Consider the following 24,700-nt stretch of genomic DNA (forward strand, 5'->3'; position numbering starts at 1 on the left):
GGCTTCGCGGAGTAGAGGCTTTCGAAACGGAAGAGCCCCGGTCCTTTTGGGCCGGGGCTCTTCCGTTTCACCGTGTTCGCCGTGTTCGCCGTGTTCATCGGGTCGGTAGCTCGGAGGGGCCGACGTGGCCGTCCAGCCAGTCCCGCAGGGGCTGGGAGGCGTGCAGGAAGGCGGTGATCCGGGTGTAGGCGGCGCGGGTGCCCAGCCACTTCGCGGGCTCCCACTCCTGCCAGGCCACCAGGCCCTTGTGGCGCAGCAGCTCGATCCTGGGGTGGTCCTTGGGGTAGCCGCGCGGGGCCGACTTCAGGGAGTCCCGGCCGAAGACCTGCGGGCCGTCCTTCTCCACCCGGGCGATCACCCGCTCCAACTCGGCGCCGGCGACGTCCTCGGCGACGGCGACGCGGTAACGCTCCAGCTGGTCGGGCGCGAGGACGTACATGCCGTTGCCGCAGGCCAGGCCGTCCGCGGAGAGCTGGATGTAGCCGCCGCCCTCCAGGTGGGCGCCGATGTGCGTCTTGTACGGGGACTTGTCGGCGCTGAAGCGGACGTCGCGGTTGGGGCGGAAGATCTTCCCCGGCCCGAACTCGGGCTCCAGGTCGGCGAGCAGCTGCTCCATGGGGGCGCGTACGGCTTCGTCGTACTGCTCCTTGTGGGCCTGCCAGAAGGTCTTGGAGTTGTCGGCTTCGAGGTGCTCGTAGAAGTCCAGCGCCTCGGTCGGCCAGCCTTTGAAGGTCACCCTTCCAGTATGTGGCCCGGTGCACAGGGTGCTCCCGTCGCCAGCGGCACTACCGGTGGGTAGCATGCGGGCATGAGCAGCGCAGAGACCGCCACCGCCGCCGCGTCGGACGCCCGCACCGAGCGTCGCGCCAAGCGCATCGCCAAGAACCTCACCAGCTTCGCCCGGCAGCACGGGGGCAGCGCCGAAGCGGTCGTCGAGTACGTCGGCGCCGTGGCCACCCGCATCGTCGTGGTCGGCGCGGACGGCGCCTGGGGCGACCAGGTCGCCCCCAGCTACGCCGTCGGCCGCCGGGCCGCGGAGCTGGCCGGGCTGACCCTGCACGACGACTTCGAGGGCGAGCTGGGCCTCAAGGTCAAGACCGGCCCGTACGAGTGGAAGCGGATGGCCGGGATCCAGCTCGGCGGCTGACCGCTTCGGCGCGTACGGCGAACGGCCCGGCTCCCGCGTGGGGAGCGGGGCCGTCGGCTTCAGATGGGCAGGTTCCAGCCCGGGCCGTCCTCGTGGCCGATCCAGACGCGTTGCCCCGATCCGGAGACGGTGATCCCGAAGCCGTCCTGGTGCGGTTCGCCGGCCTGCCGCCAGGCTTCGACGGCGTTCTCCACCTGATCCCAGAGCCGGAGCGGGCCGCGCTGGATGACGGTCCACCCGCCTTTGGGGTTGGGCGTGGTCCGGGCCTGTGAGCCGGTGGCCACGTCCGAGAGGATCTGCTGCCCGCCGGCTCCCATCCGTTCGGCCGAGGGCGCCGCGAGCTGCGCGACCCAACTGCCCGTCCACGTGCCGATGATTTCCGGGTCGATCCGGGTCGGGCGTTCGTCGCCGGGGAGCAGGGCGAGGCTCTGGCGGGGCGGTCGGTCGTGGGGGCGGGCGATCATGAAACTGGTCGGGTCGGCGAGGAACCGACCGGTGGCCTCGCCAGGGCCGGTCACGTCGAGCAGCACGAGGGCGTTCGCGTAGCTCCACCCGGAGAGGGTGACCAGGATTCGACCGCCGGGCTTGACCTGGTGGAGCCACGAGAGCGGGATGTACCGAACCGAACAGGTGGCGATGAGTCGGTCGTACTGGCCCCCCGCCGGGTCGCCGCGCAACCCGTCACCGATGATCAACTGGGGGGAGAATCCGGCCGTCTTGACCGCCGATGCCGCTGCCGCGCCGACGGTGGGGTCGTACTCGATGCTGGTGAGGTTGGCGTCCCCGAGGCGGTGCGCGCCGAGGGCGGTCGAGTACCCGGTTCCGGTGCCGATCTCCAGCACGCGGTGCCCGGCCTCCGTGTCGAGTTGCTGCCACATGCGCAGCACCACGGACGGGAGGGTGGATGAGGATGACGGGATGCCCGTCACCGCTTCCCCGTTCACGTCCTCAGGCCAGATGCGGCCGTCGAGTTGGGTGACCAGCGTCTGATCGGCGTAGATCCCCTCCAGCCACCCGGGATCGCCCTCGCGGACGGGCCGGTAGCTGGTCGGAACGCTGCCGGCGACCGGAGTGAAGTAGGTTCCGACGAAGAGCTCTCGCGGAACGGCCCTCGCGGCGCTGTCCCACTCGCGTTCGGTCAGCGTGCCGTCCTCGGTGAGTCTGTCGGCCAGAGCGGTACGGAGTTCAGCCGGTGTGCTCATGCGTCACGGCCTTTCTGTAGCTGGTCGGCGAGGGCGTGGGCGATCACCTCGGTGGTGTCGGCGTCGGTCGGGGCGCCCGGCCTTCCGTCGGGTTGGGTCGTGGTGGGTGTCAAACCGCTGGTGCTGGTGCCGTGACCGCCCAACTCGACCGTACGGCCGTGCTCGTCCACGACCACGGCGATCTGCGTCTCCGGGTCGATCACGGGCGTGAGGGCGGGGATGGGGCTGGACTCGGGGTACGGGGCCATGCGGGTGGTGCCCCACGGTGCGGTGGTCATCTGGACTGTTCCTCCTGATCGGTGGAGCGGGTGGGCTCAACAGCCCGGCCAGTCGGCCGACTTCGGGCGGTGGTGGTTGGACCGGGGGGGCTCATCGCCCCCAGTTCCACGGCCGTCGGCGGGCGCCGCGCAGGCAGGCCACCTGGTAGTCGGCTTGTTGACGGGTGCGGGCGTCGAGGTGGGCTCGGCGTACCGTGCTCATCACCTCGGTGAGCACGATGACGTCGCGCACCACCTGGTAGTCCGGCCAGGCTCCGATGTGGCCGTAGGGCACCCCCACGTGGGCATCGGCGTGGGCGGAGTAGGCCTCGGTGTAGCCCATGGTGTCGTTCAGGTGGCCGAGGAGAAGGTCTGATCGCCAGCGTGCGGCGATCAGATCCCACTCGCGGTGCCCGTGCAGCAGCGGCTGCCGTAGGAGCAGACGCGGGAGCGTGCCGTCGGAATGGCAGCGCGCCGCGCGGTGGGCGCCGAGGATGGTGGTGGACGGCGTCGGCCAGTCGATGGCGGCCCATTCGTCGCGAAGTTGGTAGGCGCGGTCGCGAAGGAACGGCTTGCAGGGATCGAGCACCGGAGCGTTGTCGAGGCCGTCCAGCAGACCGTTGAACGGGTCGTGGTTCTCCCTCGCCAGCCACCGGACTGTGCCGGGGTCGATCCGGTGAATTCGGGCGGTCACCCGCGCGCTGGTGGCGGGGTCGTGTCGCTCACGGCCGGGGAGACGCCAGAAGGTGACGGCGCGGCCGCCTCCGGTCAGGGCGTCCGGGTAGCGCGGGGTGACGACGGGTACCCGGTGGTGTTCCAGCAGCTGAGCGCTCCTGAGCAGCGCGCGTGCCTCGGCGACGTCCGTGTGGACGAGGCCGAGCGCGTTCGAGCGGGGGAGCTCCCAGGCGTGTGTCGGGTGCTCGCTGACCAGTTCGGCCTCGACGGCGTTGTCGGCGGTGGCGACGCAGACCTGGGTCAGGGCCGAGTAGGAGGCCGTGATCGCTTGCCGGCGTGCCGTGCTGGTGGCCTTGAGCAGTGTTCTGGTGCGCGGTCCGGTGCTCACGGGCAGGGTCCTCAGGTACGGAGTCGATGGGAGGGCGGACGGCACAGGGGTGCTGGGCGTCCCCGTGCGTCAGGTGAGTCGGAGGCTGGCGTGGACGGTCTTGCCGCAGGCCTCCGGGACGATGCCCCAGCTGCCCCGGGTCAGCTTGTCGACCAGCCCGAGGCCGCGGTGGCACTCGTCGGCCTCGTCCGCCTGGAGCAGCACCGGCATGGCGCGGGAGCCGTCACGGACCGAGATGCGGATCGTCCGGGGGGTGATGCACTGGAGCCTCACGGTCATGTGCGTGAGGCAGCCGGTCTTGCAGGCGTTGGTGACCAACTCGCTGATGATCACGGCGGCGTCGTCCGACAGGTCGTCGAGCCCCCACTCCCGCAGCTTTGCGCACACGAACCGCCGGGCGGCGCCCACGGATTCGGGCTGGTAGGGCAGACGGATGGTTGCCAGTTCGGCAGGCGGGTGGACGTTCGCGTCTGGTCCCTGTCGGAGTACGGCGTCGCCTCTCACATCGTTCGAGAGGAGGGTCATCGGCGCTTCTCCTTGGCAGCGGGGTTTCTGACACGAACAGGCAACTGCACTTCGAGGCCTGGGGGCTGGGCGCCAAGCCCGCCGCGCATGATTCATGCAGATCCCGCATCACCGGTTGTCCTTGTGTGGCTACGCTCGGCATATCGGGTGTGATCGGTGCCGGCAGGAGGATCCATGTCGTGGATGGCCAAGGGGCACTCTGTGGAACTCGCGCCCGGCGAAGTGATTCGCCGGGCGCGAGTGCTCAGCGGCCGGTCCCAGGCAGCTGTGGCTTCCGAGTTGGGTTACCACCAGTCGAAGATCAGTCGGCTTGAGAGCGGTAAGGGGACGCAGGACGTGGGTGTCCTACGGGCGGTTGCAGCTGTGCTCGGGATTCCCCCGGAGAACCTCGGGCTTGCCTCTCCCGCCAGGGCGGACAGCAGGACGGACGACATGCACCGGCGTAACTTCCTGGCTGCGAGCGTTGTCGCGCTCGCAACCCCGGCGGGACCGCCCCGTGCGGGGACGGAGCTCGTCCGCGAACTCCTCCCCGGGCCGGTACTCTCCGATCGCCCACTGCAGACGCCGACGGCACTTGCGGCCCGGCTGTCTCAGGCCCGCAGGCACTTCTATTCCTGCCGGTACGCTGAACTTGAGGCGTCTCTGCCGCAACTGATCGCCGACCTCCGGCACGCCCAGAGTGCGGCGCAAGGTGATGATCAAACCCTCTCGGGCTTGCTTGCGACGGCCTATCAGACTGCTGTGAGTCTATTGCTCAAAATTGGCGATCAGGGCAACGCCTGGCTCGCGGTCGGCAGGGCCATGGCTGAGGCCGAGCGGAGCTGTGATCCGGTGGTGATGGCCTCCAGCGTTCGGGTCCAGGTCCACGTTCTCGCGCGAGACCGGCACACCGCACCCGCAATCAGCCTCATTCATCACACCGCAGACCAACTCGGCGGCGGCTATGACCGGAGATCGCCTCAGTACCTTGCCGCATTCGGGCTCATGCTCCTGCGTGGCGTGACCGCAGCAAGTGCAGGCGGCGAGCGGGCGACAGCAGCGGCACTTCTCGCCGAGGCCCGGAATGTCGCGCGCCACGTTGCCCTCGACAGCCCGGACTCCTGGGCGAACTTCAGCCCCACCAATGTCGCACTCCATGCAGTCAGCTCCGCCGTGGTCCTTGGCGATGCCGGCGCAGCGTTGGAAGCCGCCCAACCCCTGATGCGGCGCCGCATCCCCGTTCCTGAGCGGCGGGCCGCACTCTGGGTGGATGTCGCACGGGCCTACAGTCAACAAGACAAGCTGGTCGAGGGATACCAAGCACTCAGAATCGCGGAAAGGTGTGCGTCTGAGGACATCCGCCGACGTCCCAGCGTGCTGGAACTGGTCGGTGACATGGCCGCGCGGGACCGGCGCGGTACAGTCCCGGAACTCCGCCGTTTCTGCCACGAGTTGGGAGTTCGGATTTGACTGAGAACCACGATCCTTTCCTCTACGTCATCGTCTGTGCTTCGGGAATAGCCGACGGTGTGGGCGAACTGATCACGGCAGCCCATGCCGACGGCTGGACGGTTGGCGTGATCGCCACCCCCAGTGCTCTCGGCTTCATAGACCAGGAAGCCATCGAGGACCAGACCGGCTATCCGATCCGCTCCGCCTGGCGTACGCCGAGCATCCCGCAACCGTTGCCTCCCGCAGACGCCATCGCGGTAGCCCCCGCGACGTTCAACACCGTCAACAAGTGGGCCGCCGGTATCTCCGACACGCTTGCGCTCGGCATTCTCTGTGAGGCGTACGGGCTCGGCATCCCCGTTGCCGTCCAGCCCTACGTCAACTCTGCCCAGGCCGCTCACCCGGCCTATTCGGAGAGCCTGGCCCGACTGAGCCGCATGGGCGTCTTGATCGGCGACTACGTGCCTCACAAGCCCAAGTCCGGCGGAGGACGCGACAAGTACAGCTGGACCCACGTCCTTGACCTGCTCAGGCCTGCTCGCGGAAGCCGTCTGGAGTCGGCCACGTGACGAGGTGGCGGACCTTCGCGAACTGCTGGCCGCCGAGGCGCCGGCCCTTGCACGTCAGGGGCGTCGGCGGGCGCTGTCAGGAGTTGATCTCGACGGGCGTGGCGGGCGCCATCCTGTCAGAGCCGGGTACGGCGAAGGCCCCCATCCAGCGGATGGGGGCCTTCGCTGAGGGTCAGACGGCGGCAGTTTGTGGGGCCTGGGTCGGCAACTGTTCGGGGGTGTCCTCGGCCTTGCGGGTGCGGAGGGCGAGGGGGATGCGGAGGGCGGCGATCCAGGTCAGGCTGGCTCCCAGCATGTGGAGGCCGACCATGAGCTCGGGGGCATCCGTGAAGTACTGGATGAAGCCGAGGACGCCCTGGAGGAGCAGCACCGCGAGGAGTTCCTTGGTGCGGGACTTGGCGGGCTGGGGGGCCTTGATTGCGGCGAAGACGAAGATCATCGCAATGGTCAGGCCGACCGAAATGAACGCGAAGTCGGCGTGGAACTGCGCCAGGCGGTCGTAGTCCAGCGGGATGCGGGGGACGATCTTGTTGTCCCTCGGGGTGCCCGGGTGGTGGCCGGCGCCGGTGACCAGGGTGCCGGCTGCGACCAGCAGGCCGATGACCGTGACCAGGACGTAGGAGAGCTGGTGGATCGGGCGGGCCACCGCGAGCTTCGGCGCGGCGTCGCCCTCCTTCGCCCGCTCCCACATCAGCAGGGCGACCCAGACCAGGGCCATCGCGGCGATCATGTGCAGCGCCACGGTGTACGGGTTGAGGCCGGTCAGCACGGTGATGCCGCCGAGGACGGCGTTGCTCATCACCAGCCAGAACTGGGCCCAGCCGAGCTTGGTCAGGCTGCGCCGCCACGGCCGGTGGCAGCGGGCGGCCAGGATCGCCCAGCCGACGGCTGCGCTGAGCACGTAGGTGAGCATCCGGTTGGTGAACTCGACGATGCCGTAGTAGCCCATCTCGGGCGTCGGCGTCAGGCTTTCCGGGGTGCAGCGGGGCCAGGTGGAACAGCCGAGGCCGGAGGCGGTGAGCCGGACGGCGCCGCCGGTGACGACGATCACCACGCTCATCACCAGCGCGGCGAACGTGGCGCGCCGGACCATTGCGGCGGAGGGCTGCCAGCGCTCGGCGAGCAGGGAGAAGGGGGTACGCACGGGGTCAATCGTAGGTGGCCTTACAGGCGATCTTGGGGCGGGGCGCGGGCGGGGGTGGCCGGGACGTAAACGGATTGTTCGGACACGCCGGTCAATGGTCTTGACCAATTGCCCGTCTGGCCGAAAGAGTGCGGATTGGTCCATACCTGTTCTGGGGCCGCTTCCACTCCTCCCGTAAGCGGAGATCCTGCACATGCGCATATCCACTTCCGCCGCCGCGCTCGCGGTCGGCGGTTCGCTCGCCCTGGCCGGCCTCGTCGCGCCGGCTGCTCAGGCCGTCGGTGCCGATCAGGAGTGCCGCGGCCTCGGGGTCGCCAACCTCTACGGCGAGTTCATCGAGGGCGACGACACCCACACCCCCGACGCCGAGGGTGCGGTCGCGGTCGGCGGCAACGCCGACTTCACCGGTGGCTTCTCGGTCGGCCAGGAACTCACCCCCGCCGAGGTCGACGCGCTGCCCGGCAAGAACGCGCTGGTCGTGGCCGGCCGCATCACCGGCCACAACACCCAGGTGATGAAGGGCAACGGCGTCTACGGCTCCAAGGCCGACGGCGCGGTCGTCCAGGCGCACGCCGGCACCGTCAGCCAGGGTGCCTCGCCGATCGACTTCAAGGCGGAGTTCGCCAAGCTGCGCGCCGCCGCCACCTCGCTGGCCGCCGTGCCGCAGACGGTCGGTGCCACCGTCCAGGCCCAGGGCCCCAAGCTGACGTTCACCGGCGGGGACGCGAAGTACAACAGCTTCACCGTCGACGCGGCGACTCTGCAGGGCGCCAAGGAGGTGTACCTCAAGGTGCCGGCCGGCGCCGTGACCGTGGTCAACGTGACCGGTGGGTCGTACGACATGGCGGCAGCCGGGACCAGTGGGTTCTTCCTCTGGGATGCGGGCAAGTCGGCCTTCGTGCTGGACGACAAGGCGCAGAGCGCATCCGGCGGGGCGATCAGGGCCAGGCTGCTCTGGAACTTCCCGACCGCGACGAAGGTCGTGAAGAAGAGCGACGCCGCCTGGGCCGGCACCGTGCTCGCGCCGAACGCCGCCTTCGACCTGGGTAGCGGCGGCCCGGTCAACGGCTCGGTGATCGCGGCCTCGCTGACCGGCAAGGGCGGCGCGGAAACGCACCACTACCCGTTCACCGGCTGCCTGCCGGGCACCGTCGTCCCGACGCCGAACCCGACGCCGACCGGTACGCCGACCGTTCCGCCGGTGGTGACGCCGAGCGGTTCGCCGTCGGTGACGCCGAGCGGTTCGGCGAGCCCGTCGGTGACGCCGAGCGGAAAGCCCAGTGCGAGTGGTTCGGCGAGCCCGTCCGCCTCCGCCTCCGCCTCGACGACGGCGCCGGTGGCCTCCGGCTCGGCGAGCCCGTCCGCCACGGCGAACGGCGGCGGGAACCTGGCGCACACCGGCTCGGGCCCCGTGGTGCCGCTGGCGGTCGGCGGTGCGGTGGTGATCGCGGCTGGTGGCGGGATCGTGGTGGCTGCGCGGCGTAAGGCGGCCAAGAAGGCCTGACGGGAGGCCTGACGGGTCGGGAAGCGCTAATGATCGATGCGGCGCCCCGGGTGATTGAACCTGATCACCCGGGGCGCCGTTCTGTCTGAAAGGTGACGAAGTTCATTCAAGTCTGCCGAATCCGCATTCTGCGAGGTGGCGACTGTGATGGGCTGGTCATGCACATCGGAGAACGGACGGACAGACGAAATCCGGTCGTACGGCGGGGTGTGGCGGGATGCGGGAGTGCCGGTAGAGTCCCCCGGACAGTTCGTAGCGGGCCACCGCGATCCACTCAACACGCCTGCTGCGCAAGACCGTTCGGAGGGGAACAGCGTAATGGCGCGACAGCAGCGGCACATCGGGATCGGCGCGGCGGCACTTGCCGGTACAGCGGCGGCCGGTTTTCTACTTCCCTTGGCGCTGGCCACCGACGCCTCGGCGCACGTGCCGACGTGGTCGGTGACCTGCGACAAGGTCGTGGTCGATCTGATCAACTACAGCCCCAAGGCCGACGTGAAGAACACCGTCAGCCTGACCATCGACGGCGAGAAGGTCCTGGACGCCAAGACCTTCCCCGCGGAGTTCCACGGCACCTTCCCGGTGAAGGACCACGCCGCCCCGATCAAGGCGAACCTGGTGGTTTCCACCACGGAGAACCCGAACGAGAAGGGCTGGAACATCAACGAGACCAAGACCATCGAGCCGTGTCACACGCCGACTCCGACTCCGACCCCCACCAAGACCCCCACCCCCACGCCGACCCCGACCCCCACGCCGACGCCGACCGTGACGCCGACGAAGACCCCGACCCCCACGCCGACGCCGACCGGGACGCCCACCGTGAGCCCGTCGGTGCCCGCGCCGACCACCGCCGCCCCGGCGCCCACCCCCAGCGGCCCGGCGCTCGCCCAGACCGGTAGCAGCGACGCGACCCCGATGATCGCGGCGGCCGGCGGCGGCGTGCTGCTGATCGGCGGCGCGCTCGTGGTGCTCGCCCGCAAGCGCCGCGGCGGCAGCCAGGGCTGACGCCCCGTGCGCTGAACGAGCCGAACAGCGCGACGCCCCCCGGCCTCAAGTGGCCGGGGGGCGTTGTGCGTTCGTACGTCGCCGGTCACTCCCAGCGGAAGAAGCGGGCCGCTGCGGCCAGGCCGAGCACCGACCAGCCGGCCAGGATCCCGAGGTCCGACCAGGGCACCCCGGCGCCGCCCTGCAGCACCGAGCGCAGCCCGTCCGAGAGCGCCGAGATCGGCAGCAGCTCCAGCACCGACCGTACGGCGTCGGGGAACTTGCTCAGCGGCACGATCACCCCGCCGGCGAGCAGCAGCAGGATGAAGACCAGGTTGGCGGCGGCCAGCGTGGCCTCGGCCTTCAGGGTGCCGGCCATCAGCAGGCCGAGCCCGGAGAAGGCGGCGGTGCCGAGGACCAGCAGGGCGACGACGGCGAGTGGATTCCCGTGCGGGGACCAGCCCAGCGCCAGCGCGATCACCGACAGCAGCGCGACCTGCAGCGCCTCCGTCACCAGGACGCAGCCGGTCTTGGCGGTCAGCAGCGTCCAGCGCGGCAGCGGGCTGGCGCCGAGCCGCTTCAGCACGCCGTAGCGGCGCTCGAAGCCGGTGGCGATGGCCTGCCCGGTGAAGGCGGTGGACATCACGGCCAGCGCGAGCAGGCCGGGGGCCAGGAAGTCGACCCGCTTGCCGGGGCCCTCGACCGCGACGATGTCCACGGCGGAGAACAGCACCAGCAGCACGGTCGGGATGACCACGGTGAGCAGCAGCTGTTCGCCGTTGCGCAGCAGCATCCGGGTCTCGAAGGCGGTCTGGGCGAGCAGCATCCGGCCGACCGGTGCCGCCCCCGGCTTCGGGGAGTAGTCGGTCGAGGTCACGAGCGGAGCTCCCGTCCGGTCAGGTCGAGGAAGACGTCTTCGAGGCTGCGGCGCTGGACGGACAGCCGTTCGGGCAGGACGCCGGCGGCCGCGCACCAGCCGGTGACGGTGGCCAGCAGCTTCGGGTCCACCGGCGCCTCGACGCGGTAGCTCCCGGGGGTGGTCTCCACGGCGGTGGCGCCCTCGGGCAGCTCCTTGAGCAGCGGGCCCAGGTCGAGCCCGGGCGGGCCGTCGAAGCGCAGGGAGTCCTCGGCGCCGCCGCGGCAGAGCTCCTCGGTGGTGCCCTCGGTGATCACCTTGCCGCGGTCGACGATGGCGACGCGGTCGGCGAGCTGCTCGGCCTCGTCCATGTGGTGGGTGGTGACGACCACGGTGACGCCGTCCCGGCGCAGGTCGCGGACCAGGTCCCAGGTGGCGCGGCGGGCCTGGGGGTCGAGGCCGGCGGTGGGTTCGTCCAGGAAGACCAGTTCGGGGCGGCCGACCACGGCCATGGCGAGGGCGAGCCGCTGCTGCTGGCCGCCGGAGAGCCGCCGGTAGGTGGTGCGGCCGCAGGAGCCGAGGCCGAGGCGTTCGACCAGGGCGTCCACGTCCAGTGGGTGGGCGTGCAGCTTGGCGGTGTGCCGCAGCATCTCGACCGCGCGGGCGCCCGCGTACACGCCGCCGGACTGCAGCATGACGCCGATCCGGGGGCGCAGGGCGGCGCTCTGGGTGACTGGGTCGAGGCCGAGGACGCGGACGGTGCCGGCGTCGGGGCGGCGGTAGCCCTCGCAGGTCTCGATGGTGGTGGTCTTGCCGGCGCCGTTGGGGCCGAGGACGGCGGTGATCGTGCCGGCGGCGATGGTGAGGTCGAGACCGTCCACGGCCGTCTTGTCGCCGTAGCGCTTGACCAGCCCGGCGACCTGGACCGCGGGTACGGGGTTCATACCGGCGAGTCTAAGAGGCGCTGACGCGGGGGCCGGACGGCGCCCTCGGTGATCGTTTCCGCAGGCCAGGTAAGGCTTACCTGCGTGATCGATGACACCGGTGAGGCCTGGATCACGGCTTGTCCGGACGGAAGTAATTACGCAACACTGGTGTTGTGAAAAACATGCGCGAGCACGCCACGCAGCAGGAGGCCGAGTCGGCCCCCGGCTGTGACGTGCCCGTGACGGCGGCCGAGGTGCTGCTGGAGGGCCACCGCGCCACCCGGGACCGGGTCGCCCGCTCGATCCTGGACCACGGCCCCTCCTCCGCCGCCGACCTGGCGAGCCGGCTCGGCCTCACCGCCGCCGCCGTCCGCCGCCACCTCGACGGACTGGCCGCCGCCGGCCTGGTCGAGTCCCGCGAACAGCGGGTCTACGGCAGCCGCGGCCGCGGCCGTCCGGCCAAGGTGTTCGCCCTCACCGACGGCGGGCGGGACGCCTTCTACCAGGCCTACGACCAGCTCGCGGCCGACGCGCTGCGCTGGATCTCGGACTCGGTGGGCGGCGGCAAGGCGGGCGAGGAGGCGGTCGCCGCCTTCGCCCGGGCCCGCTTCGGCAAGCAGGGCGAGAAGTACCAGGAAGCGCTGCGCCGGGCCGACGAGGCCGAGCGCACCGAGGCACTCGCCGAGGCGCTGAGTGCGGACGGGTACGCTGCCACGGTGCGGCGTGTCCCGTCGGCCGCGGCCAAGGCCCCGGCGGGCGCCCAGCTCTGCCAGCACCACTGCCCGGTTGCGCACATCGCCGAGCAGTTCCCGCAGCTCTGCGAGGCGGAGACCGAGGTCTTCTCGCGGATCCTGGGCACCCATGTGCAACGGCTGGCCACCATCGCCCACGGCGACGGGGTCTGCACCACCTATGTGCCGGCACCCGGTGCCGCATCGTCGTCCGCCCGCCACACCGCGGGCCGGAACTCCGATGCAGTGCCGACTGCCGGTACGTCCACCGAAGATTCTGCGTCCGCGCGTTAGGAAGCTCGCATGACTGACACCGTTTCGCACCCGGAGCTTGAGGGCCTGGGCAACTACGAGTACGGCTGGGCCGACCCGGACGCTGCCGGCGCCGTTGCCAAGCGCGGGCTCAGCGAGGAGGTCGTGCGCGACATCTCCGCGAAGAAGAACGAGTCCGAGTGGATGCTGAACCTGCGGCTCAAGGGCCTCAAGCTGTTCGGCAAGAAGCCCATGCCGACCTGGGGCTCCGACCTCACCGGCATCGACTTCGACAACATCAAGTACTTCGTCCGCTCCACCGAGAAGCAGGCCGAGTCCTGGGAGGACCTGCCGGCGGACATCAAGGCCACCTACGACAAGCTGGGCATCCCGGAGGCGGAGAAGCAGCGCCTGGTCGCCGGCGTCGCCGCCCAGTACGAGTCGGAGGTCGTCTACCACCAGATCCGCGAGGACCTGGAGGAGCAGGGCGTCATCTTCCTGGACACGGACACCGCGCTGCGCGAGCACCCGGAGCTGTTCAAGGAGTACTTCGGCACCGTCATCCCGGCCGGCGACAACAAGTTCGCCGCGCTGAACACGGCCGTGTGGTCCGGCGGATCGTTCATCTACGTGCCGAAGGGCGTGCACGTCGACATCCCGCTGCAGGCCTACTTCCGGATCAACACCGAGAACATGGGCCAGTTCGAGCGGACGCTGATCATCGTCGACGAGGACGCCTACGTCCACTACGTCGAGGGCTGCACCGCGCCGATCTACTCCTCCGACTCGCTGCACTCCGCGGTCGTGGAGATCATCGTCAAGAAGGGCGGCCGCTGCCGCTACACGACCATCCAGAACTGGTCGAACAACGTCTACAACCTGGTCACCAAGCGCGCCGTGGCGTACGAGGGCGCGACCATGGAGTGGATCGACGGCAACATCGGCTCCAAGGTCACCATGAAGTACCCGGCCGTCTACCTGATGGGCGAGCACGCCAAGGGCGAGACCCTGTCGATCGCCTTCGCGGGCGAGGGCCAGCACCAGGACGCCGGCGCCAAGATGGTCCACATGGCGCCGAACACCTCCTCGCACATCGTCTCCAAGTCGGTGGCGCGCGGCGGCGGCCGGACCTCCTACCGCGGTCTGATCGAGATCGGCGAGGGCTCGCACGGCGCCAAGTCCAACGTGCTCTGCGACGCGCTGCTGGTCGACACGATCTCCCGCTCGGACACCTACCCGTACGTGGACGTCCGCGAGGACGACGTGTCCATGGGCCACGAGGCGACCGTCTCCAAGGTCAGCGAGGACCAGCTGTTCTACCTGATGAGCCGCGGCCTGACCGAGACCGAGGCCATGGCGATGATCGTGCGCGGCTTCGTCGAGCCGATCGCGCGCGAGCTGCCGATGGAGTACGCGCTGGAGCTCAACCGGCTGATCGAGCTGCAGATGGAGGGCGCGGTCGGCTGACGTCCGGCCGAGCACCCGCCATCCACTGATTCCGAGGAAGAGAGCACTACGAACAGCCATGGCTGAGCAGAACACCACCGGCTCCACCACCGCCGGCTCGATCGAGGTCGGCACCGCCGGCGCGGGCGCGCAGCTCGCCGGCCCCGGCACCGGCCGTGACACGGTCAAGCAGCCGATCGACGCGCGCGTCGCGGTCAAGCCGTCCTTCGACGTGAACGACTTCCCGGTGCCCACCGGCCGCGAGGAGGACTGGCGGTTCACGCCGCTGCACCGCCTCGGCGGGCTGCACGACGGCACGGCCGCCGCCGCCGAGCGGGGCGGGACCAAGGTCGAGTTCACGCTGCCGGACGGCGTCACCGCCGAGACCGTCGGCCGGGACGACGCCCGCCTGGGCAAGGCCGGCACGCCCGTCGACCGGGTCGCCGCGCAGGCGTTCAGCGCCTTCGACGAGGCGCTCGTGGTCACCGTCCCCAAGGACGCGGTGCTCACCGAGCCGGTCAAGATCGACGTGCACGGCGAGGGCGGCGTCCGCTTCGGCCACGTGGTGATCGACGTCAAGCCGTTCGCCGAGGCCGTCGTGGTGCTCAACCACACGGGCACCGGCATCCGGGCCGCCAACGTCGAGCTGCTGGTCGGCGACGGCGCGAAGCTCACCTTCGTCTCCGTCCAGGACTGGGAGCGCGACGCCGTCCACGTCGCCCAGCACAACGCGCTGGTCGGCCGGGACGCCACGTACAAGTCCGTGGTCGTGACCTTCGGCGGCGACCTGGTCCGCCTGCACCCGCGGGTCAACTACGCGGGCCCCGGCGGCGAGGCCGAGCTGTTCGGCCTGTACTTCGCCGACGCCGGCCAGCACCTGGAGCACCGTCTGGTCATCGACCACGACACGCCGCACTGCCGCTCCAACGTGGCGTACAAGGGCGCCCTCCAGGGCCAGGACGCGCACGCCGTCTGGGTCGGCGACGTGCTGATCCGCGCCGCCGCGCTCGGCACCGACACCTACGAGCTCAACCGCAACCTGGTGCTCACCGACGGCGCCCGGGTCGACTCGATCCCGAACCTGGAGATCGAGACCGGCGAGATCGTCGGCGCCGGCCACGCCTCGGCGACCGGCCGCTTCGACGACGAGCAGCTGTTCTACCTGCAGGCCCGCGGCATTCCGGCGGACGAGGCCCGCCGCCTGGTGGTGCGCGGCTTCTTCGCCGAGCTGCTGCAGCAGATCGGCGTCGCCGAGGTCCAGGACCAGCTCATGGAGAAGATCGACGCCGAGCTCGAAGCGGCGGTCTGAACGCGATGACCTTCCTCCGTGCCTGCGCGCTCAGCGACCTCCAGGAGGACGTCCCCAAGCGCGTGGACCTCAACGGCGTGCCGGTCTCCGTCGTCCGCACCGACGAGGGGGTGTTCGCGATCAACGACATCTGCTCGCACGCGAACGTCGCACTCTCCGAGGGCGAGGTCGAGGACTGCATGATCGAGTGCTGGCTGCACGGCTCCAGCTTCGACCTGCGCACCGGCAAGCCCTCCGGCCTGCCCGCCACCAAGCCGGTCGCTGTCTACCCCGTAAAGATCGAAGGGGACGATGTGCTCGTCTCCGTCAACCAGGAGTCCTGAGTACACATGGCAACCCTTGAAATCCGCGACCTGCACGTCTCCGTCGAGGCCGAGAACGGCCCGCGCGAGATCCTGAAGGGCGTCGACCTGACCGTGAAGCAGGGCGAGACCCACGCCATCATGGGTCCGAACGGCTCCGGCAAGTCCACCCTGGCCTACTCGCTGGCCGGCCACCCCAAGTACACCGTCACCGGCGGCTCGGTGCTGCTGGACGGCGAGGACGTCCTGGAGATGTCCGTCGACGAGCGTGCCAAGGCCGGCGTCTTCCTGGCCATGCAGTACCCGGTCGAGGTCCCCGGCGTCTCGGTCAGCAACTTCCTGCGCACCGCCGCCACCGCCGTCCGCGGCGAGGCCCCGAAGCTGCGGCTGTGGGTGAAGGAGGTCAAGGAGGCGATGGCCGCCCTCCAGATGGACCCGGCCTTCGCCGAGCGCAACGTCAACGAGGGCTTCTCCGGCGGCGAGAAGAAGCGCCACGAGATCCTGCAGCTGGAGCTCCTCAAGCCGAAGATCGCGATCCTCGACGAGACCGACTCCGGCCTGGACGTCGACGCGCTGCGGATCGTCTCCGAGGGCATCAACCGGGTCCGCTCGACCGGCGAGGTCGGCACCCTGCTGGTGACCCACTACACCCGCATCCTGCGGTACATCAAGCCCGACTACGTCCACGTCTTCGCGGGCGGCCGCATCGTCGAGTCCGGCGGTGCCGAGCTGGCCGACAAGCTGGAGGACGAGGGCTACGAGTCGTACGTGAAGGGGGGCGCTTCCGAGTGACCCGTACCCCGCTGTCGGGACTGCTCGACACCGATGCGATCCGCAAGGACTTCCCGGTCCTGCAGCGGCTGCTGCACGACGACAAGCCGCTGGTCTACCTGGACAACGCGGCCACCTCGCAGAAGCCCCGCCAGGTGCTCGAAGCGCTGAACGCCTACTACGAGCGGCACAACGCCAACGTCCACCGCGGCGTGCACGTGCTCGCCGAGGAGGCCACGGCGCTGTACGAGGGCGCCCGGGACAAGGTCGCGGCGTTCATCAACGCGCCGAGCCGCAACGAGGTGATCTTCACCAAGAACGCCTCGGAGTCGCTCAACCTCGTCGCCAACATGCTCGGTTGGGCCGACGAGCCGTACAAGGTGGACGCCGACTCCGAGATCGTCATCACGGAGATGGAGCACCACTCCAACATCGTCCCGTGGCAGCTGCTGTCGCAGCGCACCGGCGCGAAGCTGAAGTGGTTCGGGCTGACCGACGAGGGCCGGCTCGACCTGTCGAACATCGACGAGCTGATCACCGAGAAGACCAAGGTGGTCTCCTTCACCCTGGTCTCCAACCTGCTCGGCACCGTCAACCCGGTGGAGACGATCGTCCGCAAGGCGCAGTCGGTCGGCGCGCTGGTCGTCATCGACGCCTCGCAGGCCGCGCCGCACGCGGTGCTGGACGTGCAGGCGCTGGAGGCCGACTTCGTCGCCTTCACCGGCCACAAGATGCTCGGCCCGACCGGCATCGGCGTGCTCTGGGGCCGCCAGGAGCTGCTGGAGGACCTTCCGCCGTTCCTCGGCGGCGGCGAGATGATCGAGACCGTCACCATGGGCTCGTCCACCTACGCCCCGGCGCCGCACAAGTTCGAGGCCGGCACCCCGCCGATCGCCCAGGCGGTCGGGCTCGGCGCGGCCATCGACTACCTGACCGGCATCGGCATGGACCGGATCGCGGCGCACGAGCACGCGATCACCGAGTACGCGGTGGAGCGCCTGCTGGAGATCCCCGACCTGCGGATCATCGGCCCGCGCACGGCCGTCGACCGCGGTGCCGCGATCTCCTTCACGCTGGGTGACATCCACCCGCACGACGTGGGCCAGGTGCTGGACGAGCAGGGCATCGCCGTGCGCGTCGGCCACCACTGCGCACGGCCGGTCTGCCTGCGGTACGGAATTCCGGCGACCACGCGGGCGTCGTTCTACCTGTACTCGACGCCGGGCGAGGTCGACGCGCTGATCGACGGCCTGCACCACGTCCGGAACTTCTTCGGCTGACGGGACGGGGCAGGACGACCATGAAGCTCGACTCGATGTACCAGGACATCATCCTGGACCACTACCGCAACCCCCACGGCAAGGGGCTGCGGGACGGCGACGCCGAAGTGCACCACGTCAACCCGACGTGCGGCGACGAGATCACCCTGCGGGTGAAGCTCGACGGCACGACGGTCGCCGACGTCTCGTACGAGTCCCAGGGCTGTTCGATCAGCCAGGCGAGCGCCTCGGTGCTGAACGACCTGGTCGTCGGCAAGTCCGTCGGCGAGGCGCAGGCGGTCCAGGAGGCCTTCCTGGAGCTGATGCAGAGCAAGGGCCAGGGCGAGGGCGACGAGGAGGTGCTGGAGGACGCGGTCGCGTTCGCCGGCGTCTCCAAGTACCCGGCCCGGGTCAAGTGCGCCCTGCTCAGCTGGATGGCCTGGAAGGACGCCACCGCCCAGGCGCTCGCCCAGCACCCCGCCGTGAACGACTGAACCTGCAGAGGAGGACAAACCATGAGTGACGAGAACACCACCGTCGACGCCACCGCCTCCGCTGCGGCCGACGCGACGGCTACTGCTGCGGCTTCGGCTGCCGACGAGCAGCCGGCCGGCATCATCGTCGGCACCACGGCCGGCACCGTCTCGGTCGAGGACCTGACCGAGGCCCTGATGGACGTCGTCGACCCCGAACTGGGCATCGACGTCGTCAACCTGGGCCTGATCTACGGCATCCACATCGACGAGTCCGACGTGGCCACCATCGACATGACGCTCACCTCGGCGGCCTGCCCGCTGACCGACGTCATCGAGGACCAGGCCAAGACGGCCACCGACGGCCTGGTGAAGGACCTGCGGATCAACTGGGTCTGGATGCCGCCGTGGGGCCCGGACAAGATCACCGACGACGGCCGCGAGCAGCTTCGGGCGCTGGGGTTCAACGTCTGAGGCATTGGCCGGACGATCGTTTTTCCGCTGCCGCGTGCACCCTTGGGGGCGCGCGGCAGCGGCGTTTCCGGGGTGAATACCCGCGCGTGATCTGCTGTGTTGGGCGGGTTCTCCGCCGTTCCCCACCATCCACCCCCCACCCGCCTGCCGGCGGGTGCCCGCCCCGGGCCTCGCCGCTTGCCGGCCGGCCGGGCGGCACGCGGCGCTGATGGTGAAGGGCGACTTACCTGTGGGCGAGCACCTGGGCGCCGTGGCGTACGCCGTGGATCGAGGCGGCCGTCTCCGTGCGGGCGAACCAAAAGCCATCCGGTATCAGCAGCAGCGGCCGGTGTGGCACTCTGGCCCGGCACCCGGACCAGCGGGCCGGTGGCGGGCGATCCAGTCCGGCGTCGGCTGGTCCATCACCTGGTGGTCCGACAGACAGCCGGTACTGGCCAGCTTTCGCAGCGACGGTACACCGCCGGACCGGGGTGTCGGCGAGATCATGAGGGGTTCCTCGATTGGGATCGGGTGCGATGGGCGTCACGCTGGGCGTGGTGGTGCTGACGATGGGAAACCGGCCTGCGGAGCTGACGGCGCTGTTGGACTCGGTACGGGCCCAGGACGGCGGCGACAGCGGCGTTCGGACCGTGGTGCTCGGGCAGGGGGTGAAGCTCCCGGAGCTGCCGGAGTGGGTGGACGCCGTGGAACTGCCGGAGAACCTCGGCATCCCGGGTGGCCGGAACGCCGGCGTCGAGCGGCTGTGCGAACTCGGCGGGGTCGACGTCCTGGTGGTCCTGGACGATGACGGCCTGCTTCCTCGGACCGACACCTTCGGGCTGATCCGCGAAGCCTTCGGGCAGGACCCTCGACTCGGGGTGGTGAGCTTCCGGATCGCGGACGAGACCGGGTTCACCCAGCGCCGCCACGTGCCCCGCCTCGGCGCCTCGGACCCGCTGCTGTCCGGCGAGGTCACCACCTTCCTCGGCGGCGGCCACGCCATCCGCATGAGCGTGATCGAGCAGGTCGGCGACTTCCCCGCCCCGTTCTTCTACGCGCACGAGGAGACCGACTTCGCCTGGGGTGCGCTGGACGCGGGCTGGCGCATCGACTACCGGGCCGACCTGGTGCTCCAGCACCCCCGCACCGACCCGGCCCGGCATGCCGCCTACAACCGGATGACGGCCCGCAATCGGGTCTGGCTGGCCAAGCGCCACCTTCCCGCCGTCCTGGTGCCGATCTACCTCACCTCCTGGGCGCTCTACACGCTGGTCCGCCGGCCGCCGCTGTCCGGGCTCAAGGCGTGGTGGTCCGGCTTCTTCGAGGGCGTGCGAACCGGGTGCCCGCCGCGCCGGCCGATGCGCTGGGGCACGGTGTGGCGGATGACGAAGCTGGGCCGACCGCCGGTGTTCTGACTGACCGCCGGCCCAGCGCGGCGCGGTCAGGTCCAGGCGGCGTGGAGAGCGTCGATGACGCGCTGCACGTCCGCACTGGTCATGGCCGGGTAACCAACGGGCCGCTTGTCTCAGGCTGCGACGTGTGCGGGCCGACTGCCGGTCATGGCAGAGCGCAGGGCGGTCCGGACGCGGGCGGCGCCTGCGGTTGCCACGTCCGCCGCGTTGTTGATCGTGGGGGTTCGGGTGGGCAGGCCGGCGCATGGGCGGCAGATGCCCGGTCGGGGCACGGGGTCGTGGCACTTGGCGCACTCGGCGTAGCGGGCCCTTGGCCGTGCGGTGGGCCGTGCGGGCGGCATCTTGTGCTCCAGCCGGTAGCGGAGCACGGCCGCCGCCGAGTGCATCGGCGTGGGCAGGCCCGGCAACAGCGCGTTCGCAAGGTCGACGTGGGTCGCGCCGCGCTGCAGCCACTGCGCGACGAGGGGCGCGAGTTCGGCGGCTTCGGCCTCGCCCAGGCGCAGGCGCGGTTCAGGCCGGATCACCCGGAACAGGGTGGCCACGGCTTCGCGGACCTCTTCGGTCGCGGAATCCTCCTCCCGCCCGTCCGGTTCGACTTCATCGGCTGGACTGCCGGGGAGGGTGGGTTCTTGGCGCCGGTTCTTTACAACAGGCGTGTCAGCGCTGCGGGTAGCCGCTCCACCGGGCGCCGGACGGGTGGCATTCGGCGCGAACCACGGAGTGTCGTACACGTGGGTCTCGGTGCGGATGGTGCCGTCCGGCAGGCGGATCTTCTCGACGCGATAGAAGCCCGCGTCGGTCAGTTCCTTCAGGGCCTTGCGGATCGCGCCTCGGCCCTGCGGGCTGGAGTCGGCCATGTGCCGACCGTCCTCACGCCAGCCGTCGGGGCGGGAGAGGAGGTCCGCGAGCAGGCCTCGGGCGGTGTAGCTCAATCGCCGGTACTGGAGCAGGGCGTTGGGCAGTACGGTGAAGTTGCGCACGTGGGCGCTACGATGGACGCGCATCGGGAGTTCTGGCTCCTGCTGCCGGACCCCGGGGTGTTGGTAGCACCGCCGGGGTCGCCTATGTTCGGTTGGATTACGGAACGTACCACGGCACTTGACGCAAGGTGAGACGTTTACGACATTCGGTCCGCGACCAACGCGGGCCAACCCCGGTTGGGCTGCCCCGAGCCCGCCGCGTCCGTCACGGCCCGCTCGCGTCAGCAGGCCAAAAGATCAGGTGGCTTCGGCCCGATCCACTGCTGCTCCACTCGGCTGTGCGAGCCAGACCAGCCGCGCGGTGATCCCCGGTCGCCCGGCGAAATGGCGCAAGGCCCGATCGGGAGACGTGAGGGTCATTCCCGCCTTCCCGTCGATGCTGACCACGTGCGCTCGCCCGCTGTGGTCGGCGACCCCCCAGGCCGCGACCCACCCGTCGACGTCCGGCAGGCCCTCGCCCCAAATCTGGACGACGGCGAACAGGCGGGGTGCGGTGTCGAGTACGAGCCCGCACAGCTCCTGGTCGAAGGTCCGGCCCGTCGGCGGCCGAGGCGTGACCGGACGGGGGCTTTGCTGCGGCGCAGCAGCCATGGAAGTCTCCTACGTGAATGGGGATGGGACGCGGCGCTGCCATCGCCACCTGCAGCGGACAGCTCCCACGGGCCGGTGTCAGATCAGCGAGGCCAGGACGCCGCGTGGCCAGTGGCCGAGCCAGAACGCGGCGGTGGACGGTTGGGGCTGGTCCTCGGTGGAGCCGTCGTGGGGCAGCAGCTCGGTTGGGGCGATGTAGCCCTCGCCGGGGCCGATCCGCAGTCGGAAGACGCGCAGGGGCAGCCCGAGGGCGGCATAGGTCCGCAGGTCGTCGGTGTGCGGATAGCGGTCCTCGGGGTCGGCGTGGAGATCGTGGCAGACGGCGCGGATGTCGCGGCCGCCGAGCAGGAGGTAGCGGGTTCCGGGACCGAGGTTGAAGCACAGACGTCGGCGACCGGTGTGCTTGGCCTGGTAGCGGAGCCTGTCCCAGTTGTCGAGGTGCAGGCCGATGCGCCGGCCGTCCTGATCATTGGCAGTGGTGGTGAGGGCGTTGGCCGGGCTCCTGGCTTGGCCGAGGTGAACGGCGTCGGGGTCTCCGAGTTGGTCGGCGAGGGAGGCAAGGGTGGCCGGTGGCGGCCCATCGGGAAGCTTCACCAGTTCCACGAGCGTGCTGTCGGCGCTCCGCTCGGTCGGGCGGAGTTCTGCCGCCAGCACGGTGGTGATGGGATGCCAGGGGGCGGCAGGGAGGACAGCCCCGTCCTCGTAGTCGGCCTCGCCGCGAGCGGTGCGGACGCCGGTGCTGTCACACCTGGCGATGAGGGCAGCGGGATCGGTGTGGGCGATGGCGAGAGCCACGCGGATTCCTCCAAGTTTGGGTCTACCGGTCGTCGAGGTTGTCGGCGAAGGTCACGTCCAGCTCGGTGACGAGGGCTTCGGCGAGTTCGGCCTGCTGGGCGCGGTCGATGAGTACCTTGCCGAGGTTGGCGACGCCCCGCAGCGCGGTGAGGTCGTTGCCCCGCAGGTCGAGGCCCTGGTACTTGCCCCGGCCGAACTCGGTCTGCCGCAGGTTGCAGGTGTCGAGGACCGCGCCGCCGAGGTCGCAACCAGTGAACGACGCTTCGGTGAGCGCGCACTTGGAGAAGATGACCGCGCCGGTGGCGCGGATCTGCTCGAACGTCGCGTAGTCGAGCTTGCAGTTGTCGAAGAGGACGTTGTCCAGGGTCCCGCCGATGAGACCGGCGCCCATGATCTTGCAGTTACGGAAGACGACCCGGGAGAGCTTGCTGTCGGCAATGCGGGCGGCGGCGAGGTCACAGCTATCGAACTCGACGGATTCGAGGCGAACTTGATCGAGCTGCATGCGGTCGACCCGTAGGTTGGAGACGCGGCCGGTGATGAGGCGGGTCTCGGCGAGATGCAGATCCCGCAGGTCGGCGTCACCGTACTGGAAGTCCTGGACGATGCCCCGAGCGGAGTCGAGGGTGGTGACGTGGGACAGGTACAGGCCGGGCTCGTCCAGGTTGGGCAGGGTCACGGCGACCCGGCCGAAGCTGATGCTGTCCATGAGGGGCTCCGCTCTCTCGAGGGTCGGGCCGGGCCCGCACCGCTGGTGCGGGCCCGGGGAGGTTCGGGGGGTGGCGCTACTTGCCCTTGTTCTTGTTCGACCAGTTGTCCCAGGTGGGCCGGTTGTCGAACTTCGGCCCGTTGTTGTCCCAGGTGGGCCGGTTGTCGAACGGCCCGGCGGTGGGGTCGGTCACGGTGGCGACACCGGTCAGGTCGGCGACGACGGCGGTGTTGCTGGCGGCCAGCAGTTCGAGCAGGGTCATGCGGCTTTCTCCTCTTGGACGGTATCGGACAGGGCGGTGACCAGGGCCTGTCGGGACACGCGGCAGTAGTTCGTCTCCGTGGTGTCCAGGCGGCCGTTCTCGAAGTAGCGATTGCCGGCCTGGGCTCCTCGGCAGAAGTCGAAGATGTCGCAGGTGGCCTCGCACGCGTCCAGGCCGGTCAGGAACTCGCGCACATAGCGCAGGCGGTGGGCGCGGTCCAGCATCGAGCCGATGCTCCGCTCCAGGACGTTCCCGGCGCGGAAGTCCTCGTAGGCCGAGTCGGTGATCCCGGCGAGTTCGGGCGAAAGCAGGACGACGTCGCCGTTGGAGGCGATGGTCGGGATCGGGTCGATCAACACGTGGCCCCAGGCGGCCTGGTGTCCGGCGCGGACATCCCGCAGGTAGCCGCCGAGCCGGTCGATCTCGCGGATGGTCAGGTCGCGGTTGCGGCGTGACCAGGCGATGGTGCGGCGCCAGAACGCGCGGGCCTGCTCGGGGGTGGGAACTGCCCGGTCGGTGTTGACGCCTTCCCTTTCCTCCGTGTTCAGACCCACCGTGTGGCAGCCGAGGTCGGCCATGAAGTCCAGCAGGCCCTCGGGGTCGCCGATGCTCTCCGAGGTGACGACTGCGATCGCCGAGAACCGTACGCCGTACTCGCGCAGGCACCCAATGCCCTTCATGATCCGCTCGAAGGCCGGACGTCCGGCCCAGTCCACGCGCCGACGGTTGAGGGCGAAAGGGCCGTCGATGCTCACCCCGACGCGGAACCCGTACGCGGTGAGGAAGTCGCACCAGGCCCGTGTGATCAGTACGGCGTTGGTCTGCAACGAGTGCTCGACCAACCCGGCCTGCCGCAACGGCTCGAACGGGGCCAGCAACTCGGCGAGTCGCGTTCGGCCGACGGCCAGCGGCTCGCCGGCGTGCCAAACCACCTCGACCGGCTCCGGCGATGCGGTATCGGCGAACTCGGCGACGGAACGGGCCACCGCCTCGGCGATCGCGACCGACATCGGGGCCCGCCGCTTGCGGTCGGGCAGGTAGCAGTAAGCGCAGTCCAGGTTGCAGAAGGAGTCAGCCTGGACAACGACCGTCCTCGGACGACGGGCGATGCGGCGCTGATAGCGTGCCGGGGAGTGCATCATGCTGCTCCTCCAAGGGCGGAGACTGGGCCGGCGCAGGGCCGTTCACGGGGCAGGATCCTGCGCCGGGTCCGCTTGGGCAGGCGGCGTGCAATCAGTGAACGACAGTCATGAGCTCTACGGTGAGGCAAAGTTGCTCGCACGCTGGGCCCATTCCGACCGGAAAATTTGACCGTCCCATTACCCGGCTCCATGCACGGCACGT

The 24,700-nt window shown here is 70.0% G+C and carries 28 protein-coding genes; 14 read left to right on the plus strand and 14 right to left on the minus strand.

Going from position 1 to position 24,700, the window contains the following annotated elements; all coding sequences use genetic code 11:
• Positions 1-94 precede the first annotated feature (94 nt).
• Positions 95-736, minus strand: a complete 642-nt coding sequence (locus BX285_RS24945; protein WP_259470775.1) for a DUF2461 domain-containing protein — start codon at positions 734-736, stop codon at positions 95-97.
• Between the two features lie 72 nt (positions 737-808).
• Here BX285_RS24945 and BX285_RS24950 point away from each other — a divergent pair, with 72 nt between their 5' ends.
• Positions 809-1,147: a hypothetical protein gene (locus tag BX285_RS24950; protein WP_097235843.1), complete on the plus strand. Its 339-nt coding sequence runs from the start codon at positions 809-811 to the stop codon at positions 1,145-1,147.
• 59 nt (positions 1,148-1,206) lie between these two features.
• Here BX285_RS24950 and tgmC read toward each other — a convergent pair whose 3' ends face one another.
• The 4 genes from tgmC to BX285_RS24970 all read right to left on the minus strand — a co-directional run bounded on the left by tgmC (position 1,207) and on the right by BX285_RS24970 (position 4,194).
• Positions 1,207-2,349: an ATP-grasp peptide maturase system methyltransferase gene (gene tgmC / locus BX285_RS24955; RefSeq protein WP_121178173.1), complete on the minus strand. Its 1,143-nt coding sequence runs from the start codon at positions 2,347-2,349 to the stop codon at positions 1,207-1,209.
• Positions 2,346-2,627 (minus strand): putative ATP-grasp-modified RiPP, encoded by a 282-nt coding sequence (gene tgmA, locus BX285_RS24960; RefSeq protein ID WP_121178176.1) that lies wholly within the window; start codon positions 2,625-2,627, stop codon positions 2,346-2,348. Before tgmA ends, tgmC begins: the two co-directional genes overlap by 4 nt.
• A gap of 91 nt (positions 2,628-2,718) precedes the next feature.
• Entirely contained in the window at positions 2,719-3,669 is a 951-nt protein-coding gene (locus BX285_RS24965) for a hypothetical protein (protein WP_121178179.1), read from the minus strand.
• Positions 3,670-3,738: 69 nt separating this feature from the next.
• A complete protein-coding gene (locus BX285_RS24970; RefSeq protein ID WP_183107214.1) occupies positions 3,739-4,194 on the minus strand; it encodes an ATP-binding protein in 456 nt (151 codons plus the stop codon).
• 174 nt (positions 4,195-4,368) lie between these two features.
• Here BX285_RS24970 and BX285_RS24975 point away from each other — a divergent pair, with 174 nt between their 5' ends.
• Together BX285_RS24975 and BX285_RS24980 are read left to right on the plus strand one after the other, a co-directional pair.
• Entirely contained in the window at positions 4,369-5,643 is a 1,275-nt protein-coding gene (locus tag BX285_RS24975; RefSeq protein WP_121178185.1) for a helix-turn-helix transcriptional regulator, read from the plus strand.
• On the plus strand, positions 5,640-6,194 hold the full coding sequence (locus BX285_RS24980) for a flavoprotein (protein WP_121178187.1): 555 nt from the start codon (positions 5,640-5,642) through the stop codon (positions 6,192-6,194). Before BX285_RS24975 ends, BX285_RS24980 begins: the two co-directional genes overlap by 4 nt.
• A gap of 172 nt (positions 6,195-6,366) precedes the next feature.
• Here the strand turns inward: BX285_RS24980 and BX285_RS24985 are convergent, their stop codons facing one another.
• The gene (locus tag BX285_RS24985; protein WP_398901540.1) at positions 6,367-7,347 is read right to left on the minus strand and encodes a heme A synthase; all 981 of its coding nucleotides are present in this window, start codon (positions 7,345-7,347) and stop codon (positions 6,367-6,369) included.
• Between the two features lie 184 nt (positions 7,348-7,531).
• On the opposite strand from BX285_RS24985, the gene BX285_RS24990 reads away from it, so the two are divergent.
• Positions 7,532-8,842, plus strand: a complete 1,311-nt coding sequence (locus BX285_RS24990; protein WP_121178190.1) for a choice-of-anchor A family protein — start codon at positions 7,532-7,534, stop codon at positions 8,840-8,842.
• Between the two features lie 318 nt (positions 8,843-9,160).
• Positions 9,161-9,850, plus strand: a complete 690-nt coding sequence (locus tag BX285_RS24995; protein ID WP_121178192.1) for an LPXTG cell wall anchor domain-containing protein — start codon at positions 9,161-9,163, stop codon at positions 9,848-9,850.
• Positions 9,851-9,935: 85 nt separating this feature from the next.
• Here BX285_RS24995 and BX285_RS25000 read toward each other — a convergent pair whose 3' ends face one another.
• Both BX285_RS25000 and BX285_RS25005 read right to left on the minus strand, forming a co-directional pair.
• Positions 9,936-10,655 (minus strand): ABC transporter permease, encoded by a 720-nt coding sequence (locus BX285_RS25000; protein WP_398901542.1) that lies wholly within the window; start codon positions 10,653-10,655, stop codon positions 9,936-9,938.
• A gap of 47 nt (positions 10,656-10,702) precedes the next feature.
• Complete coding sequence (locus BX285_RS25005; protein ID WP_097235834.1) at positions 10,703-11,629, minus strand: ABC transporter ATP-binding protein; 927 nt, start codon at positions 11,627-11,629, stop codon at positions 10,703-10,705.
• Positions 11,630-11,793: 164 nt separating this feature from the next.
• Here BX285_RS25005 and BX285_RS25010 point away from each other — a divergent pair, with 164 nt between their 5' ends.
• The 9 genes from BX285_RS25010 (at position 11,794) to BX285_RS25050 (ending at position 20,022) form a co-directional block, all read left to right on the plus strand.
• The gene (locus BX285_RS25010) at positions 11,794-12,636 is read left to right on the plus strand and encodes a metalloregulator ArsR/SmtB family transcription factor (protein WP_097235833.1); all 843 of its coding nucleotides are present in this window, start codon (positions 11,794-11,796) and stop codon (positions 12,634-12,636) included.
• Between the two features lie 9 nt (positions 12,637-12,645).
• Entirely contained in the window at positions 12,646-14,061 is a 1,416-nt protein-coding gene (gene sufB, locus BX285_RS25015) for a Fe-S cluster assembly protein SufB (protein ID WP_097235832.1), read from the plus strand.
• Between the two features lie 58 nt (positions 14,062-14,119).
• Positions 14,120-15,349 (plus strand): Fe-S cluster assembly protein SufD, encoded by a 1,230-nt coding sequence (gene sufD, locus BX285_RS25020; protein ID WP_097235831.1) that lies wholly within the window; start codon positions 14,120-14,122, stop codon positions 15,347-15,349.
• Positions 15,350-15,354: 5 nt separating this feature from the next.
• Complete coding sequence (locus BX285_RS25025) at positions 15,355-15,672, plus strand: non-heme iron oxygenase ferredoxin subunit (protein WP_030055938.1); 318 nt, start codon at positions 15,355-15,357, stop codon at positions 15,670-15,672.
• A 6-nt stretch (positions 15,673-15,678) separates the two neighbouring features.
• Positions 15,679-16,443, plus strand: coding sequence for a Fe-S cluster assembly ATPase SufC (gene sufC / locus BX285_RS25030; protein ID WP_097235830.1), 765 nt, complete (start codon positions 15,679-15,681; stop codon positions 16,441-16,443).
• A complete protein-coding gene (locus BX285_RS25035) occupies positions 16,440-17,702 on the plus strand; it encodes a cysteine desulfurase (RefSeq protein WP_257032364.1) in 1,263 nt (420 codons plus the stop codon). The genes sufC and BX285_RS25035 overlap by 4 nt, the downstream gene beginning before the upstream one ends.
• Positions 17,703-17,722: 20 nt before the next feature.
• The gene (gene sufU / locus BX285_RS25040) at positions 17,723-18,175 is read left to right on the plus strand and encodes a Fe-S cluster assembly sulfur transfer protein SufU (RefSeq protein WP_097235829.1); all 453 of its coding nucleotides are present in this window, start codon (positions 17,723-17,725) and stop codon (positions 18,173-18,175) included.
• A 120-nt stretch (positions 18,176-18,295) separates the two neighbouring features.
• Positions 18,296-18,628, plus strand: a complete 333-nt coding sequence (locus tag BX285_RS25045) for a metal-sulfur cluster assembly factor (RefSeq protein ID WP_097239936.1) — start codon at positions 18,296-18,298, stop codon at positions 18,626-18,628.
• A 515-nt stretch (positions 18,629-19,143) separates the two neighbouring features.
• The gene (locus BX285_RS25050; RefSeq protein WP_121178198.1) at positions 19,144-20,022 is read left to right on the plus strand and encodes a glycosyltransferase family 2 protein; all 879 of its coding nucleotides are present in this window, start codon (positions 19,144-19,146) and stop codon (positions 20,020-20,022) included.
• Between the two features lie 110 nt (positions 20,023-20,132).
• Here BX285_RS25050 and BX285_RS25055 read toward each other — a convergent pair whose 3' ends face one another.
• The 6 genes from BX285_RS25055 to amcB form a co-directional block, all read right to left on the minus strand.
• On the minus strand, positions 20,133-20,999 hold the full coding sequence (locus BX285_RS25055) for a hypothetical protein (protein ID WP_259470776.1): 867 nt from the start codon (positions 20,997-20,999) through the stop codon (positions 20,133-20,135).
• Positions 21,000-21,236: 237 nt separating this feature from the next.
• On the minus strand, positions 21,237-21,590 hold the full coding sequence (locus tag BX285_RS25060) for a hypothetical protein (RefSeq protein WP_259470777.1): 354 nt from the start codon (positions 21,588-21,590) through the stop codon (positions 21,237-21,239).
• 78 nt (positions 21,591-21,668) lie between these two features.
• Entirely contained in the window at positions 21,669-22,385 is a 717-nt protein-coding gene (locus BX285_RS25065) for a hypothetical protein (protein ID WP_121178204.1), read from the minus strand.
• 22 nt (positions 22,386-22,407) lie between these two features.
• On the minus strand, positions 22,408-23,094 hold the full coding sequence (locus BX285_RS25070) for a pentapeptide repeat-containing protein (protein WP_121178207.1): 687 nt from the start codon (positions 23,092-23,094) through the stop codon (positions 22,408-22,410).
• 76 nt (positions 23,095-23,170) lie between these two features.
• Positions 23,171-23,356, minus strand: coding sequence for a multiple cyclophane-containing RiPP AmcA (amcA, locus tag BX285_RS25075; RefSeq protein WP_121178210.1), 186 nt, complete (start codon positions 23,354-23,356; stop codon positions 23,171-23,173).
• Positions 23,353-24,498, minus strand: a complete 1,146-nt coding sequence (amcB, locus tag BX285_RS25080) for a cyclophane-forming radical SAM peptide maturase AmcB (RefSeq protein WP_121178213.1) — start codon at positions 24,496-24,498, stop codon at positions 23,353-23,355. The genes amcA and amcB overlap by 4 nt, the downstream gene beginning before the upstream one ends.
• Positions 24,499-24,700: the final 202 nt, after the last annotated feature.

The sequence above is a fragment of the Streptomyces sp. 1114.5 genome, assembly GCF_003635085.1.
In the GTDB taxonomy this organism is placed as follows: domain Bacteria; phylum Actinomycetota; class Actinomycetes; order Streptomycetales; family Streptomycetaceae; genus Kitasatospora.

Coding starts and splice junctions, on each gene's coding strand:
- BX285_RS25000 (WP_398901542.1), bottom strand. CDS start 10,655: ATGCTGCTCGCCCAGACCGCCTTCGAGACCCGGATGCTGCTGCGCAAC.
- sufD (WP_097235831.1), top strand. CDS start 14,120: ATGGCTGAGCAGAACACCACCGGCTCCACCACCGCCGGCTCGATCGAG.
- BX285_RS25060 (WP_259470777.1), bottom strand. CDS start 21,590: ATGGCTGCTGCGCCGCAGCAAAGCCCCCGTCCGGTCACGCCTCGGCCG.
- BX285_RS25050 (WP_121178198.1), top strand. CDS start 19,144: ATGGGCGTCACGCTGGGCGTGGTGGTGCTGACGATGGGAAACCGGCCT.
- tgmA (WP_121178176.1), bottom strand. CDS start 2,627: ATGACCACCGCACCGTGGGGCACCACCCGCATGGCCCCGTACCCCGAG.
- BX285_RS25005 (WP_097235834.1), bottom strand. CDS start 11,629: ATGAACCCCGTACCCGCGGTCCAGGTCGCCGGGCTGGTCAAGCGCTAC.
- BX285_RS24990 (WP_121178190.1), top strand. CDS start 7,532: ATGCGCATATCCACTTCCGCCGCCGCGCTCGCGGTCGGCGGTTCGCTC.
- sufC (WP_097235830.1), top strand. CDS start 15,679: ATGGCAACCCTTGAAATCCGCGACCTGCACGTCTCCGTCGAGGCCGAG.
- BX285_RS24970 (WP_183107214.1), bottom strand. CDS start 4,194: ATGACCCTCCTCTCGAACGATGTGAGAGGCGACGCCGTACTCCGACAG.
- tgmC (WP_121178173.1), bottom strand. CDS start 2,349: ATGAGCACACCGGCTGAACTCCGTACCGCTCTGGCCGACAGACTCACC.
- sufB (WP_097235832.1), top strand. CDS start 12,646: ATGACTGACACCGTTTCGCACCCGGAGCTTGAGGGCCTGGGCAACTAC.
- BX285_RS25025 (WP_030055938.1), top strand. CDS start 15,355: ATGACCTTCCTCCGTGCCTGCGCGCTCAGCGACCTCCAGGAGGACGTC.
- sufU (WP_097235829.1), top strand. CDS start 17,723: ATGAAGCTCGACTCGATGTACCAGGACATCATCCTGGACCACTACCGC.
- BX285_RS24975 (WP_121178185.1), top strand. CDS start 4,369: ATGTCGTGGATGGCCAAGGGGCACTCTGTGGAACTCGCGCCCGGCGAA.
- BX285_RS24995 (WP_121178192.1), top strand. CDS start 9,161: ATGGCGCGACAGCAGCGGCACATCGGGATCGGCGCGGCGGCACTTGCC.
- amcA (WP_121178210.1), bottom strand. CDS start 23,356: ATGACCCTGCTCGAACTGCTGGCCGCCAGCAACACCGCCGTCGTCGCC.
- BX285_RS25070 (WP_121178207.1), bottom strand. CDS start 23,094: ATGGACAGCATCAGCTTCGGCCGGGTCGCCGTGACCCTGCCCAACCTG.
- amcB (WP_121178213.1), bottom strand. CDS start 24,498: ATGATGCACTCCCCGGCACGCTATCAGCGCCGCATCGCCCGTCGTCCG.
- BX285_RS24950 (WP_097235843.1), top strand. CDS start 809: ATGAGCAGCGCAGAGACCGCCACCGCCGCCGCGTCGGACGCCCGCACC.
- BX285_RS25010 (WP_097235833.1), top strand. CDS start 11,794: ATGCGCGAGCACGCCACGCAGCAGGAGGCCGAGTCGGCCCCCGGCTGT.